Source organism: Agrobacterium sp. NPDC090273 (genome assembly GCF_044772305.1).
Taxonomy (GTDB): Bacteria; Pseudomonadota; Alphaproteobacteria; order Rhizobiales; family Rhizobiaceae; genus Agrobacterium.
In genome coordinates this window covers 892,294-905,146 of record NZ_JBIVYN010000001.1, presented here as the reverse complement: position 1 = coordinate 905,146, position 12,853 = coordinate 892,294, and the positions used below count along the sequence as shown (strand labels likewise).

Annotated in this window: 12 protein-coding genes; 7 read left to right on the top strand and 5 right to left on the bottom strand. The window is 60.1% G+C overall.

The features are described 5' to 3' along the window. Window positions 1–153 precede the first annotated feature (153 nt). From ACIQT8_RS04495 to ACIQT8_RS04485, 3 genes are all read right to left on the bottom strand, one after another. On the bottom strand, window positions 154–1,092 hold the full coding sequence (locus tag ACIQT8_RS04495) for a DMT family transporter (RefSeq protein ID WP_400963943.1): 939 nt from the start codon (window positions 1,090–1,092) through the stop codon (window positions 154–156). 96 nt (window positions 1,093–1,188) lie between these two features. Next, window positions 1,189–1,929 carry an AraC family transcriptional regulator gene (locus ACIQT8_RS04490; RefSeq protein ID WP_400963941.1) on the bottom strand — a complete coding sequence of 247 codons (741 nt, stop codon included), beginning with the start codon at window positions 1,927–1,929 and terminating at the stop codon, window positions 1,189–1,191. A 111-nt stretch (window positions 1,930–2,040) separates the two neighbouring features. Further along, window positions 2,041–2,217: a hypothetical protein gene (locus ACIQT8_RS04485; protein WP_178340584.1), complete on the bottom strand. Its 177-nt coding sequence runs from the start codon at window positions 2,215–2,217 to the stop codon at window positions 2,041–2,043. Window positions 2,218–2,456: 239 nt separating this feature from the next. Here ACIQT8_RS04485 and ACIQT8_RS04480 point away from each other — a divergent pair, with 239 nt between their 5' ends. Next, window positions 2,457–3,026, top strand: a complete 570-nt coding sequence (locus tag ACIQT8_RS04480) for an AAA family ATPase (protein WP_138795450.1) — start codon at window positions 2,457–2,459, stop codon at window positions 3,024–3,026. Window positions 3,027–3,035: 9 nt separating this feature from the next. After that, window positions 3,036–3,491 (top strand): type II toxin-antitoxin system RatA family toxin, encoded by a 456-nt coding sequence (locus tag ACIQT8_RS04475; RefSeq protein WP_138795449.1) that lies wholly within the window; start codon window positions 3,036–3,038, stop codon window positions 3,489–3,491. Here ACIQT8_RS04475 and ACIQT8_RS04470 read toward each other — a convergent pair. Beyond that, entirely contained in the window at window positions 3,473–3,982 is a 510-nt protein-coding gene (locus ACIQT8_RS04470) for a CinA family protein (protein WP_400963936.1), read from the bottom strand. The two genes, ACIQT8_RS04475 and ACIQT8_RS04470, sit on opposite strands and share 19 nt — an antisense overlap. After that, window positions 3,979–5,166, bottom strand: a complete 1,188-nt coding sequence (locus ACIQT8_RS04465; protein ID WP_400964383.1) for a bifunctional 2-C-methyl-D-erythritol 4-phosphate cytidylyltransferase/2-C-methyl-D-erythritol 2,4-cyclodiphosphate synthase — start codon at window positions 5,164–5,166, stop codon at window positions 3,979–3,981. The genes ACIQT8_RS04470 and ACIQT8_RS04465 overlap by 4 nt, the downstream gene beginning before the upstream one ends. Window positions 5,167–5,441: 275 nt before the next feature. On the opposite strand from ACIQT8_RS04465, the gene dusB reads away from it, so the two are divergent. The 5 genes from dusB to ACIQT8_RS04440 all read left to right on the top strand — a co-directional run bounded on the left by dusB (window position 5,442) and on the right by ACIQT8_RS04440 (window position 12,820). Beyond that, the gene (dusB, locus tag ACIQT8_RS04460; protein ID WP_262525473.1) at window positions 5,442–6,458 is read left to right on the top strand and encodes a tRNA dihydrouridine synthase DusB; all 1,017 of its coding nucleotides are present in this window, start codon (window positions 5,442–5,444) and stop codon (window positions 6,456–6,458) included. Further along, window positions 6,455–7,603, top strand: a complete 1,149-nt coding sequence (locus tag ACIQT8_RS04455; protein WP_138795445.1) for a nitrogen regulation protein NR(II) — start codon at window positions 6,455–6,457, stop codon at window positions 7,601–7,603. Before dusB ends, ACIQT8_RS04455 begins: the two co-directional genes overlap by 4 nt. After that, the gene (gene ntrC, locus ACIQT8_RS04450) at window positions 7,600–9,051 is read left to right on the top strand and encodes a nitrogen regulation protein NR(I) (protein WP_138795444.1); all 1,452 of its coding nucleotides are present in this window, start codon (window positions 7,600–7,602) and stop codon (window positions 9,049–9,051) included. Before ACIQT8_RS04455 ends, ntrC begins: the two co-directional genes overlap by 4 nt. 153 nt (window positions 9,052–9,204) lie before the next feature. Further along, entirely contained in the window at window positions 9,205–11,466 is a 2,262-nt protein-coding gene (locus ACIQT8_RS04445; RefSeq protein ID WP_138795443.1) for a PAS domain-containing sensor histidine kinase, read from the top strand. After that, on the top strand, window positions 11,456–12,820 hold the full coding sequence (locus tag ACIQT8_RS04440) for a sigma-54 dependent transcriptional regulator (protein ID WP_138795442.1): 1,365 nt from the start codon (window positions 11,456–11,458) through the stop codon (window positions 12,818–12,820). The genes ACIQT8_RS04445 and ACIQT8_RS04440 overlap by 11 nt, the downstream gene beginning before the upstream one ends. The last annotated feature ends 33 nt before the right edge of the window (window positions 12,821–12,853 follow it).

Below are 12,853 nucleotides of genomic sequence, written 5' to 3'. Positions count from 1 at the left end.
TGTCATTCCGGCCTTGAGCTGGAATAGAGCGCCGCGTCTTCGACGCAAAAGAGGTCTCCAGCGATCAAGGATCGACCTGGACCCCACCATTCATCGTCGAGTGGAGGAAGAGCGTTCAGGACTGTGCCGCCGAACGCAGAACATCCCCCGCAATCATCCGTGCACCTTGGCCGGTCGATGCGCCTGCATGCAGAGCAGCACGCTCAACACCACGGAAACGATGGCTGCGGTCTCGACCAGTGTCGGGCCGCGCTGTTCCCACAGGAAACCATAGAGCAGGGCAAACAGGGTTTCGAACAGGATCATCTGTCCCACCATCGTCAGCGGCAGAAGGCGGCTCATGCGGTTCCAGAAGGCGTTGCCGAGGATCGAGGCGGAGATGCCGAGGCCGATGGCGACGGAAGTGAATTGCAGCCAGTCGCTGCTGCTGTGCGCCGCCGTGTCGCCAAAACCGAAGGCGGGAACGGCCAGCACCAGCGCCAGCGCGCCGGTGACAACGCCGGTCATCAGGTTCCATTCGTCGGCACTCACATCATGCAGGCGTGTCAGCCAGCGGGCATTGCCGACCGCAAAGGCTGTCCAGGACACCAGCGCGCCAAGCGCGCAGGCAAGGCCGATGATCCTGTTGATGTCGAGCGGCCCCTGGCCTTCGCTTAGCGATTGCCAGGAGATGCCGATAATGCCGATGGCGCCGAACAACAACGAAGGCCACAGGCGCCTCAGCGACACCGCCCCATGATCGCGGCTGCCGATGATCGTTACAGCGACAGGCAGGAAGCCGATGATGATCGAGGTAAAGGCGACGCCGCTCAGTTGCACGGCCGTGGAGATGAAGACGTAATAGACGATGTTGCCGATCAGGCTAAGCCAGGCAAGCGCAATCCATTCCTGCTTGCCGAAGCGCGAGGCGACACGACGGATTTTCGGGCCGATCAGAACGAGAGCGATCAGGCCATAGGTGAGGTAGCGCGCCGTGGAAAGCTGAAGGGGCGTAAATCCTGCCGGGATGAGTTTCGGGGCGAGGAAGATGCCGCCCCAGAGCGCGCCCGCAAGCATGCCGTAAAATACGCCGAGACCGGTCTTGTTGTTCATGTCATTTCAATTCCGCATTCAAGATTGCGGCGGTTTGACATGGATACGGGGCGGCTGTCTTGACAAAAACTCCTGCGACGCACGCCGTACAAGCCGTCAGTGCACGTCTTTCAGATGGGCGCGGCGATAGGCGGCCGGTGTCTGCCCCATCGTGTTGCGCATCGCCCGCGTCAGCGCCGTCTGGTCGGAAAACCCGGCCTTGAAGGCGATTTCGGCGATCGGCATCGCACTGTCCCGCAAAAGGTGGCAGACCTTTTCCAGACGCAGGCTGGCGAGCCATTGATGCGGGGAAGTCTCGAATTCCTCGATGAACAGCGCATGCAGGCGGCTGTCGCTGATGTCGACATGTTTTGCCATCGTCTCCACCGTCCAGGGATGGAACGGATCGACCGAGACAATCGCGCGCAGCGCATCGAGGCGGGACCGGATCGCGGGCTTGTCGTGCACGAGGCTGTCGATCAGAAGCGGCGCCCACAGGCCGGCGGTCTCGCTTTCAAGCCCGTCGGTTGTCATGCTGTGGCGCATCCAGCCGACAAGCTGCCTTGTCGTCGTGCCAACCTCGAAATAGGGGGAGGCGGCAAATCGCTCGAGAATTTTGTCGCTGACGGTGCTCTGATCGATATCGACGACCAGCGAGCGGTTGATGGCGGTTGCTTCCTGTGTGTGCAGCCTGCCGCTTTCAATGAGGACGCCGCGTGCCGAGGACAGCTCGTTTTCCCGCCCGGCAACATCCATGCGCAATTGACCGAAAACCGGCAACACGATCTGGACGAAGCCGTGGCGTTCGCTCGGCCTTTCCTTCCTGTAGGTCCTCAAATCGACGGCAGGCGTTTTCATCGAACCGATATCCCGGTGCAAAAGCAAATGGCCGCATGATGAAGCGGCCATTTTCATTTTGCTATTGTCGCACACGCTGGCCGACAGAGCCAGCGTGCGAAGTAAAAAGGTTCAACCTTCACTTTTGACCGTCGATTCGCCGCGTTTGCGCTTGCGCAACACCGGCTTGTTCTCACGCGCTTCGCACTTGGCGACGTCGATCAGATATGCCAGAACCGGCATGCCGTTCATCGACGCAAGCTGCTTGGCGGATTCGAGAAGATTGATGATATTGGAAAAGTCGTCCATCGGCTCACTCGGTAGCTCAAAGCATGTATGTCTTGTTGTGACTTTAAGGTGAATACGGGCGTGGAAATCGGGTGTTTCCGGCGCGTTTGCACCTCATGGGTGTAGTCTCGTTCGCGACTAAATAGCAATCCCTGTATGCACGTTGCAATAGTCAATTTTCCGAGACTGCCATGCTTCCACGGCATGCATGGGTCTAATGAGGGGAGGCGAGCACTCCCGAACTGCCGAGGAGACACGCCATGCCAAACTATCTCCAGCATGTGGAAGAGGCCGCAGCCATCGTTTCTCAGGCCAGACGCATCATGGTGGTTGGCTGTTCGGGTGGTGGTAAATCCACTTTGTCGCAAAAGCTCGCCCGCACATTCGGCCTGCGCTACATCTCCATGGACAAGGAGATCTTCTGGTTGCCTGGGTGGCAGATGCGTTCGCGCCCAGAGCAGCGGCAGATCATAGCGAGCATTATCTCAGACGAGACATGGCTGATGGATGGCAGCAATCCATCGTCTTTCGACATGCGCCTGCCACGCACACATATCGTGCTTTGGGTGAGAATGCCGCGTTGGATCTGCCTGTGGGGCGCCGTCAGCCGCGCCGTCAAAGGATATGGCAAGGCGCGTCCCGAAATGGCGGAGGGCTGCCCGGAGAGGCTGGATCTCGATTTTCTCAAGTACATCTGGAATTTCGAAAAGCGGCACGCGCCGATTTTTGAACAGAACTTCGGTGTTCATGGCCCGCAAGTACCGGTATTCCAGATCAAAAGTCGAAAACAGACCCGCCAGCTTCTTGATCTTCTGCGCATCGAGGATTAACTGCGGCCCATGCCTCAGTTCGAAACGCATCGCCATGTAAAACACTCGCCAGACAGGATGTATGCCCTTGTCGCCGATATCGAGAGCTATCCGCAGTTTCTGCCCTTGTGTGAGGCGCTGACGGTTCGGTCCCGCAAGGAGCGCGATGGCAAGACGCTTCTGGTGGCGGATATGACGGTGGGCTACAAGGCCATTCGCGAGACCTTCACCACGCAGGTGCTTCTCAACCCTGCCGAGCGCGCCATCGACGTGAAGTATATCGACGGCCCGTTCCGTTATCTCGAAAATCGCTGGCGTTTCGAGCCGTCTGAAGATGGCGGATGCTCCGTCCACTTCTTCATCGATTACGAATTCAAGAGCCGCATTCTGGGTGCGCTGATGGGGACGATGTTCGATCGTGCCTTCCGCATGTTCACGGAAGCCTTCGAAGCCCGCGCCGACAAGATCTATTCAGCGCCGGCCTGAGACAGAAGAATCAGCATTTCCAATGCGGTCTTGATGGTCGCGAGGCGAATTTCGGTTCGCCCGATATCGCCGTAAAGCATCTCCCGATGCAGGATTGCGCCGTTGCGGCATCTGGCGACGAGATGCACGAGACCAACCGGCTTTTGCGCCGAGCCGCCGCCCGGTCCGGCGATGCCGGTCACGGCCACGGCAAATTCGGCGCGCGAGCGGAACAGCGCCCCATGCGCCATCTGCAGCGCCGTCTCCCTGGAAACAGCACCGAAGGTGGAAAGCGTCTGGCCGCTGACGCCCAGCATGTCTGCCTTGGCCTCATTGGTGTAGGTGACAAAGCCGCGATCCACGACCGCCGACGACCCCGCGATCTCGGTCAGCGCACCGGCAATCAGCCCGCCGGTGCAGCTTTCGGCGGTGGACACCATGTGACCCCGTGCCGAAAATTCCGCGATGATCTCGCGCGCCAGCGCCTCGATCTCGGCGGGAAACAGGCTCATGCCGGACGGCCCGTATAAACGACGGTTGCCGTGGCAATGGCGGCAATGCCTTCTCGGCGACCAACAAAACCGATTGTCTCGTTGGTGGTGGCCTTCACCGAGCAGCGTTCCAGCGCAATGCCGAGAATTTCGGAGAGCTTTTCGCGCATCGCCTGGCGGTGCGGGCCAATCCGAGGTGCCTCGGCAATCAGCGACACATCCGCATTCATGATCGTTCCGCCATTGCCGCGCACAACCTTTGCGGCGTGCTCGAGAAAGATGCTGGAGGCAGCACCCTTCCACTGCGGGTCGGAAGGCGGGAAGTGGTCGCCGATATCGCCGGCGCCGCAGGTGGCAAGTAGCGCATCCGTCAGCGCATGCAGGGCAACATCCGCATCCGAATGGCCTTTCAGCCTCTGGTCATGCTCGATGAAGACGCCGCACAGCGTCACGCCGTCACCGGCTTCGAGCTGGTGAACGTCATACCCATTGCCGGTGCGCACATCCGGCAATCCGTGTGAGAGCTTTTCGTCGGCCATGGCAATATCCCGTTTCAGTGTAAGTTTGACGTTGTCGACTGACCCTTCGGTGAGCGTGACCTGAAGGCCGGCCCATTCGGCAATCGAGGCGTCGTCGGTAAAATCCGTGCGGTTGGAGGCTGCGGCTGCCCGGTGCGCTTCGACAATATCTCTATAGCGGAAGCTTTGCGGTGTCTGTGCGGCGTAAAGTCCCTGCCTGGAGACAGTCTCGACAACTTGACCTTGCGCACCGCGCTTCAGCGTGTCGGTGACGGCAAGCGCCGGCAGGACGCTCATCGCTCCGTTTTCGAAAAGCGTGACGGTGCGATCGAGAATATCGCTCGAAATGAACGGGCGTACCGCGTCATGGATCATCACATGCGTAATGCCGGTCGCGCCAAGCGCTTCCAGCCCGGCTAGCACGGACTGCTGCCGTGTCGCGCCGCCATGCAGGGTGATGATTCGTTCACCGGCGGCGAGCCTTGCGGGTATCGGCGCAAACAGCGCTTCGTCGTCAGGGTGGATGACAACGGCGATCGGTGCGGACTGATCCCAGGCGAGAAAGGTGGAAAGCGTGTGTTCGATCACCGGTCTGCCGCCAATCGGGCGATATTGCTTTGGCCCTTCCTCTGGCGAGCCTGCTCTTTCACCGCGTCCGGCGGCGACAATGACAATACCGATATTCATCATGCGTTCCTGCATTGGACATATGCTGCTGGTGCAACTCTCGATGGTTGACAGTCAGGCTTTAGCGCTCCAAAACCCGAAAGACCAGCCCGGCCACATGCGCACAGGACGCATGTTGTTTCCAGAGGGAACGTTTCCCTCGCCAACAATTTGCACAAATTGCCATCGTCCGCAAAAGAGGCGGGCAAGCAATGGCAAATAAAACGTGCAGGCCAGTAAAAATGCTTGGCAAGAGCATAAACACTGGCTAAAAATAATGCACGCAATCATTCTGCATGAAAGATCATCAATTGCCCCTTCCGGAGTTGTCAGACCCGTTTAGCATCGGCTCCGTTGCAATCCGCAACCGCGCTGTGCTGGCACCCATGTCGGGTGTCACGGATTTGCCGTTCCGGCAGCTTGCCTGGCGTTACGGCGCCGGCCTCGTCGTCACCGAAATGGTCGCAAGTCGCGAACTGGTCGCCAACAAGGGTGAGTCCTGGGCGCGACTGAAAAATGCGGGCATGGTTCCCCATGTGGTGCAGCTTGCCGGCCGCGAGGCGCATTTTATGGCGGAAGCGGCAAAAATCGCCGCCGACAATGGCGCTGGCATCGTCGATATCAACATGGGCTGTCCGGCCAAGAAGGTCACCGGTGGTTATTCCGGTTCCGCTTTGATGCGTGATCCGGATCACGCCCTGTCGCTCATTGAGGCCACCGTCAGGGCGGTGGATGTGCCGGTCACCTTGAAGATGCGTCTCGGCTGGGACGAGAACTCTCTCAATGCACCTGATATTGCCAGGCGTGCCGAAGAGGCGGGCGTTCAGCTCGTGACGATCCACGGCCGCACCCGCATGCAGTTTTACGAAGGCCGCGCCGATTGGGATGCGATCCGCGCCGTTCGCGATGTCATTTCGGTTCCGCTGATTGCCAATGGCGACGTGGAAACGGCGGAAGATGCCCGCGAAATTCTGGCCCGCTCCGGCGCGGATGCCGTCATGGTCGGGCGCGGCGCGCAGGGCCAGCCCTGGCTGCCTGCGGTTCTTGCGGGACATGCGGCACCAGAGCGCAGTGACATCGCAGACATCGTTGTCGAACATTACGGCATGATGCTGGAATTCTACGGAAGGGAAGCCGGTTTCCGGCATGCCCGCAAACATTTGGGCTGGTATCTCGATCGCTTCGCGCCCGGGACTGCCGCCAAGGACAAGGCTACGATCATGACATCGGGTGATACGGCGCAGGTGACGGATCTCCTCCGCGCCGCGCTTTGCGAAGACGCGGCCAGCAATGCCGCAAGGAAGGCGGCATGAGCGCTGACAAATCAACACCGGTCGATACGAACGCGCTGGCCATGGCCGTTCTCAACGCGGTGCAGAACCCGGTTATCCTGGTGGATGCCGAAGGCTTCATCGCTTTCGCCAACTGGGAGGCGGAAGCCTTTTTTGGTGCAAGCGCATCGCACCTGGCCCGCTATCGCGTTTCGACCTTCATTCCCTTCGGCAGCCCGCTTCTGGCGCTGATCGATCAGGTGCGCGAACGCCGCGCGCCGGTCAATGAATATCGCGTCGATCTGAGTTCGCCGCGTCTCGGCCAGGAGAAGCTGGTCGACCTTTATGTTGCGCCTGTCGTCAGCGAGCCGGGCTCTGTCGTCGTCGTCTTCCAGGAACGGTCGATGGCCGACAAGATCGACCGCCAGTTGACCCATCGCGCCGCAGCCCGCTCCGTCACCGGTCTTGCATCCATGCTCGCGCATGAAATCAAGAACCCGCTGTCCGGTATTCGCGGCGCAGCCCAGCTTCTGGAAACTTCGGTCGAAGATGAAGATCGCGCCCTGACACGGCTGATCTGCGACGAGACGGACCGCATCGTCTCGCTGGTCGACCGTATGGAGGTGTTCTCCGACGAGCGCCCCGTGGATCGCATGCCGATCAACATCCACTCGGTGCTGGATCACGTCAAAGCCATCGCCAAGGCCGGTTTTGCCCGCAACATCAAGATTTCGGAAAATTACGATCCGTCGCTGCCGCCGGTCTATGCCAATCGCGACCAGCTGGTGCAGGTCTTCCTCAATCTGGTGAAGAACGCCGCCGAAGCCGTGAGCAACCAGCCGGATGGCGAAATCGTGCTGACCACCGCGTATCGTCCCGGTATGCGTCTGTCGGTGGCGGGCAGCCGTGAACGCATTTCTCTGCCGCTCGAATTCTGCGTGCATGACAATGGTCCCGGCGTTCCGGCTGACCTGCTGCCGCATCTCTTCGATCCCTTCATCACCACCAAAACCAATGGTTCCGGGCTTGGCCTGGCGCTTGTCGCCAAGCTGATCGGCGCGCATGGCGGCATTGTCGAATGCGACAGCCAGAACCACAGAACGACTTTCCGCGTATTGATGCCCGTCTCGCCGGAAGTGGCGCTGGACGACAACATCTTGCCGAACACGACAGGAAATAACCCATGACAGCAACGATTCTCGTCGCCGATGATGATGCGGCCATCCGTACCGTGCTGAACCAGGCGCTTAGCCGTGCCGGTTACGATGTGCGTATCACCTCCAATGCGGCCACGCTCTGGCGCTGGGTTTCCGCGGGCGAGGGCGATCTCGTCATTACCGATGTCGTCATGCCGGATGAGAATGCGTTCGATCTTCTGCCGCGCATCAAGAAGGCCCGTCCGGAGCTTCCGGTTCTGGTCATGAGCGCCCAGAACACCTTCATGACCGCCATCAAGGCATCTGAAAAGGGTGCTTACGATTACCTGCCGAAGCCCTTCGACCTGACCGAGCTGATCGCCATCATTGGCCGCGCCCTGTCTGAACCGAAGCGCAAGCCTGCCAAGCTGGACGACGACATGCAGGATGGCATGCCGCTGGTTGGCCGTTCGGCGGCCATGCAGGAAATCTACCGCGTTCTGGCGCGTTTGATGCAGACCGACCTGACGCTGATGATCACCGGTGAATCCGGTACCGGCAAGGAGCTGGTGGCGCGCGCCCTGCATGATTACGGCAAGCGCCGCAACGGCCCCTTCGTGGCCATCAACATGGCGGCCATTCCGCGTGACCTGATCGAGTCGGAACTGTTCGGCCACGAGAAGGGCGCCTTTACCGGTGCGCAGAACCGTTCGACCGGCCGCTTCGAGCAGGCCGAGGGCGGCACGCTGTTCCTCGACGAAATCGGCGATATGCCGATGGATGCGCAGACCCGACTGCTGCGCGTGCTGCAGCAGGGTGAATACACCACCGTTGGCGGCCGCACGCCGATCCGCACCGATGTCCGCATCGTTGCCGCCACCAACAAGGATCTGAAGCAGTCCATCAATCAGGGCCTGTTCCGTGAAGACCTTTATTATCGCCTGAACGTCGTGCCGCTGCGCCTGCCGCCGCTGCGTGACCGTGCCGAAGACATTCCAGATCTCGTCCGCCATTTCATCCAGCAGGGTGAAAAGGAAGGCCTGGAAGGCAAGCGTTTCGAAAATGAAGCGCTGGAAGTGATGAAGGCCTATGCCTGGCCGGGCAACGTGCGCGAGCTGGAAAACCTCATCCGCCGCCTGATGGCGCTTTATCCGCAGGAAGTCATCACCCGCGAGATCATCGAGCAGGAATTGCAGTCGGATGTGCCCGACAGCCCGCTTGACAAGATGGCGGTTCGCACCGGTTCGCTGACCATCTCGCAGGCGGTCGAAGAAAACATGCGCGATTATTTCGCCGGTTTCGGCGACAACCTGCCGCCACCCGGTCTTTACGACCGTGTTCTGCGGGAAATGGAATATCCGCTGATTCTCGCTGCCCTGACGGCAACGCGCGGCAACCAGATCAAGGCAGCCGATCTTCTCGGCCTCAACCGCAACACCCTGCGCAAGAAAATTCGCGAGCTTGGCGTTTCGGTTTACCGCAGTTCGCGTCCTGCCTGACAATATTGACAACCTCAGGATTGCCGTTGCATTTTCGCCACATTATGTTGCTTGGAAAACACTAGGGGGCCCGGAGAGATTCGCTCCGCCCCACGGATGTTTTCAAAGACAATGAAATGGGACGCTGGCTTCGCCGGCAACTGGGAGACGTGAATGCGGAAAACCGCCGCGGAAAAAACCGTTGCCGAAGATGCAACGGGAATGGTGGTCGCCGATCGCAGAATGTCGTTTGCCTTGCCGGGTTTGGTTCTTGCCGGCATTGCGCTGATCTGTGCGACGCTGACGCTGTTCGTCCTCCTGGGCCTGACACCGATTGCGCCGACCTCGAATGTCGTCGTCGCATCCGGCATCATCAACGCGCTGTTTGTCATCGGCCTGATGTATCTCATCGGCCGCGAAATCAACCGGCTGCTGAAAGCGCGCAAGAAGGGCAGGGCCGCTGCCCGCCTCCACGTGCGCATCGTCGTTCTGTTTTCGATCGTGGCAATCACGCCTGCCGTACTCGTGGCGATTTTCGCCAGTCTGACGCTGAATGTCGGCCTCGACCGCTGGTTTGCGCTGCGCACGCAGTCGATCGTCGATTCCTCCAGCAACATCGCTGAAGCCTATATGATGGAGAATGCCGGTTATCTTCAGGGCCAGACCCTGCAGATGGCGACCGTTCTCGACAGCAACCGGGCACTTTTCTATCTCGACCGCACCGGCTTCGTGGATATGATGACCCGTCAGGCCAAGGGGCGTGGCCTGCTTGGCGCGTTTCTCGTTCAGGATGATGGCGATGCCGTTGCCCAGGCCGATATCAAGACCGAAAAGCCGCTGCCCGCCATCCCGCAGGATGCGCTGCAGAAGGCTGCAGCCGGTCAACCGACGCTCATTCCTCCGGGTATAACCAACCTCGTTGGCGCCATCATCAAGCTTGAGGGCATCAGCGGCACCTTCCTTTACACCGTGCGCGCCGTTGACCCGAAGGTCATGCAGGCGATGCGGCTGATGGAAGAAAACCGTGCCGAATACAAGGCGATGGAAGCTGGCCGCGCACCGCTGCAGATTGCCTTCGCCATTCTTTATCTCGGCTTTGCGCTGATCGTGCTTCTGGCGGCGATCTGGACGGCCATTGCCGTGGCCGACCGTATCGTCCGCCCGATCCGCCTGTTGATCGGCGCCGCCGACAGCGTTGCCTCTGGTAACATGCAGGTGCTGGTGCCGGTTCGCGCCATCGACGGCGACGTTGGCCGCCTGTCGCGGACCTTCAACAAGATGGTGTCGGAGCTGCGCAGCCAGCAGGGCCAGATCATCGAGGCGAAAGACGATATCGACAACCGCCGTCGCTTTATCGAAGCGGTGCTGTCGGGTGTCACGGCTGCCGTCATCGGCGTTGACGAGAACCGCAATATCACCATCGTCAATCCGTCTGCCGAGGAGTTTCTGGCGCTGGAAGCGGACAAGCTGATCGGGGCGCAACTCTCCGAGATCGCCCCCGAGGTTGAGCAGGTGGTGACCGAGGCACGCGTCTGGTCGCGCGGCGACTTCCGCAAGCAGATCAACATCATGCGACGCGGCAAGGAGCGCACGCTGAATGTGCAGGTGACGCGTGAGGATGCGCGTGACTCCGGCGATTCCTACGTCATCACGCTGGATGACATCACCGATCTCGTCATCGCCCAGCGCTCGACTGCATGGTCGGATGTGGCACGTCGCATTGCGCATGAAATCAAGAACCCGCTGACGCCGATCCAGCTGTCCGCCGAGCGCATCAAGCGCCGCTTCGGCAAGCAGATCGACGAGAACGACCGCGCCATCTTCGATCAGTGTACGGACACCATCGTGCGCCAGGTCGGCGATATCGGCCGCATGGTCGACGAGTTCTCGGCCTTTGCGCGTATGCCGAAGCCGACCAAGGAACGTTCGGACCTGCGTGCCATCCTGAAGGATGCCGCCTTCCTGCGGGAAATCAGCGCCGCCGATACGAAGTTCACCACAGAACTCGGCGATCTGCCGCTGGAGGGCATGTTCGATGCCCGCATGCTGGGACAGGCCTTCGGCAATCTCATCAAGAATGCGACGGAAGCCATCGAGGCGATCGAGGGTGATAAGCGACCGGGCAAGATTCTGGTGCGCGCCTCCTTCGATGAAGCCAATTCGCGTTTCGTGGCCGATATCATCGATAACGGTCGTGGTCTGCCGGTCGAAAACCGTCACCGCATTCTCGAGCCCTATATGACGATGCGCGACAAGGGCACCGGCCTTGGTCTGGCCATCGTCAAGAAGATCATTGAGGAACATGGCGGGTATCTGGAATTGCACGATGCCCCGTCGGATTTCGATCATGGCCACGGCGCCATGATCAGAGTGCTGCTGCCCTATGTTGAGGCGGCTGGCAGCGAAAATAACAAGGAAGCAGCATATGGCGTCTGATATTCTGGTCGTGGACGACGAGGCGGACATTCGCGAAATCGTGGCGGGTATTCTCTCTGACGAAGGTCATGAAACCCGCATGGCCTATGACAGCGATAGCGCTCTGGCAGCGATTTCCGAGCGCGTACCGCGCCTTATTTTCCTCGATATCTGGATGCAGGGCTCCAAGCTCGATGGTCTGGCTCTGCTCGACGAAATCAAGAGCCGCCACCCCGACATTCCCGTGGTGATGATTTCCGGTCACGGCAACATCGAAACGGCCGTCAACGCCATCAAGCGCGGCGCCTTCGACTTCATTGAAAAGCCTTTCAAGGCCGACCGTCTGATCCTGATCGCCGAACGCGCGCTCGAAAACTCGAAGCTGAAGCGCGAGGTACAGGAGCTAAAAAAGCGGACGGGCGATGCGAGTGAGCTGATCGGTGCGTCGCTTGCCGTGTCGCAGCTTCGCCAGACAGTCGATCGTGTCGCCCCCACCAACAGCCGCATCATGATTCTTGGCCCATCCGGCTCCGGCAAGGAGCTGGTGGCGCGCATGATCCATAAGAAGTCGTCGCGTGCGACGGGTCCCTTCGTGGCCCTGAATGCCGCGACGATCACGCCGGATCGCATGGAAATTGCCCTGTTCGGCACCGAAGGCCTGCCGGGTCAGCCGCGCAAGGTCGGCGCGCTGGAAGAGGCCCATCGCGGCGTTCTCTATCTCGATGAAGTCGGCGACATGCCGCGTGAAACGCAGAACAAGATCCTGCGCGTGCTGGTCGATCAGCAGTTTGATCGCGTTGGCGGAGGCAAGCGCGTCAAGGTCGATGTTCGCATCATCTCGTCCACCGCCCACCATCTCGAAAGCCTGATTGCCGAGGGCCAGTTCCGTGAGGACCTCTATCACCGTCTGGCCGTCGTGCCGGTCAAGGTGCCGGCACTGTCGGAACGTCGTGAGGACATTCCTTTCCTGGTCGACATGTTCATGCGGCAGATTTCCGAGCAGGCGGGTATCCGTCCGCGCAAGATTGCCGACGACGCGATGGCCGTCCTGCAGACGCATGACTGGCCGGGCAACATTCGCCAGCTTCGCAACAACATCGAACGTCTGATGATCCTCGCCCGTCCGGAAGGCGGCGATGCGGCAATCTCGGCCGACATGCTGCCCGCCGATATCGGCGACATGCTGCCGAAGATCGCAGCCCAGGGCGACCAGCACATCATGACCCTGCCGTTGCGTGAAGCGCGCGAAATGTTCGAGCGTGACTATCTGGTGGCGCAGATCAACCGCTTTGGCGGCAATATTTCGCGTACCGCCGAATTCGTCGGCATGGAACGCTCCGCACTGCACCGCAAACTGAAATCGCTCGGCGTGTAAACGCCGGGTGAGCCGCGCCGCACGCCCCATTTT

Coding starts and splice junctions, on each gene's coding strand:
- ACIQT8_RS04485 (WP_178340584.1), bottom strand. CDS start 2,217: ATGGACGACTTTTCCAATATCATCAATCTTCTCGAATCCGCCAAGCAG.
- ACIQT8_RS04475 (WP_138795449.1), top strand. CDS start 3,036: ATGCCTCAGTTCGAAACGCATCGCCATGTAAAACACTCGCCAGACAGG.
- ACIQT8_RS04470 (WP_400963936.1), bottom strand. CDS start 3,982: ATGAGCCTGTTTCCCGCCGAGATCGAGGCGCTGGCGCGCGAGATCATC.
- ACIQT8_RS04445 (WP_138795443.1), top strand. CDS start 9,205: ATGCGGAAAACCGCCGCGGAAAAAACCGTTGCCGAAGATGCAACGGGA.
- ACIQT8_RS04490 (WP_400963941.1), bottom strand. CDS start 1,929: ATGAAAACGCCTGCCGTCGATTTGAGGACCTACAGGAAGGAAAGGCCG.
- ACIQT8_RS04495 (WP_400963943.1), bottom strand. CDS start 1,092: ATGAACAACAAGACCGGTCTCGGCGTATTTTACGGCATGCTTGCGGGC.
- ntrC (WP_138795444.1), top strand. CDS start 7,600: ATGACAGCAACGATTCTCGTCGCCGATGATGATGCGGCCATCCGTACC.
- ACIQT8_RS04465 (WP_400964383.1), bottom strand. CDS start 5,166: ATGAATATCGGTATTGTCATTGTCGCCGCCGGACGCGGTGAAAGAGCA.
- ACIQT8_RS04440 (WP_138795442.1), top strand. CDS start 11,456: ATGGCGTCTGATATTCTGGTCGTGGACGACGAGGCGGACATTCGCGAA.
- ACIQT8_RS04455 (WP_138795445.1), top strand. CDS start 6,455: ATGAGCGCTGACAAATCAACACCGGTCGATACGAACGCGCTGGCCATG.
- dusB (WP_262525473.1), top strand. CDS start 5,442: ATGAAAGATCATCAATTGCCCCTTCCGGAGTTGTCAGACCCGTTTAGC.
- ACIQT8_RS04480 (WP_138795450.1), top strand. CDS start 2,457: ATGCCAAACTATCTCCAGCATGTGGAAGAGGCCGCAGCCATCGTTTCT.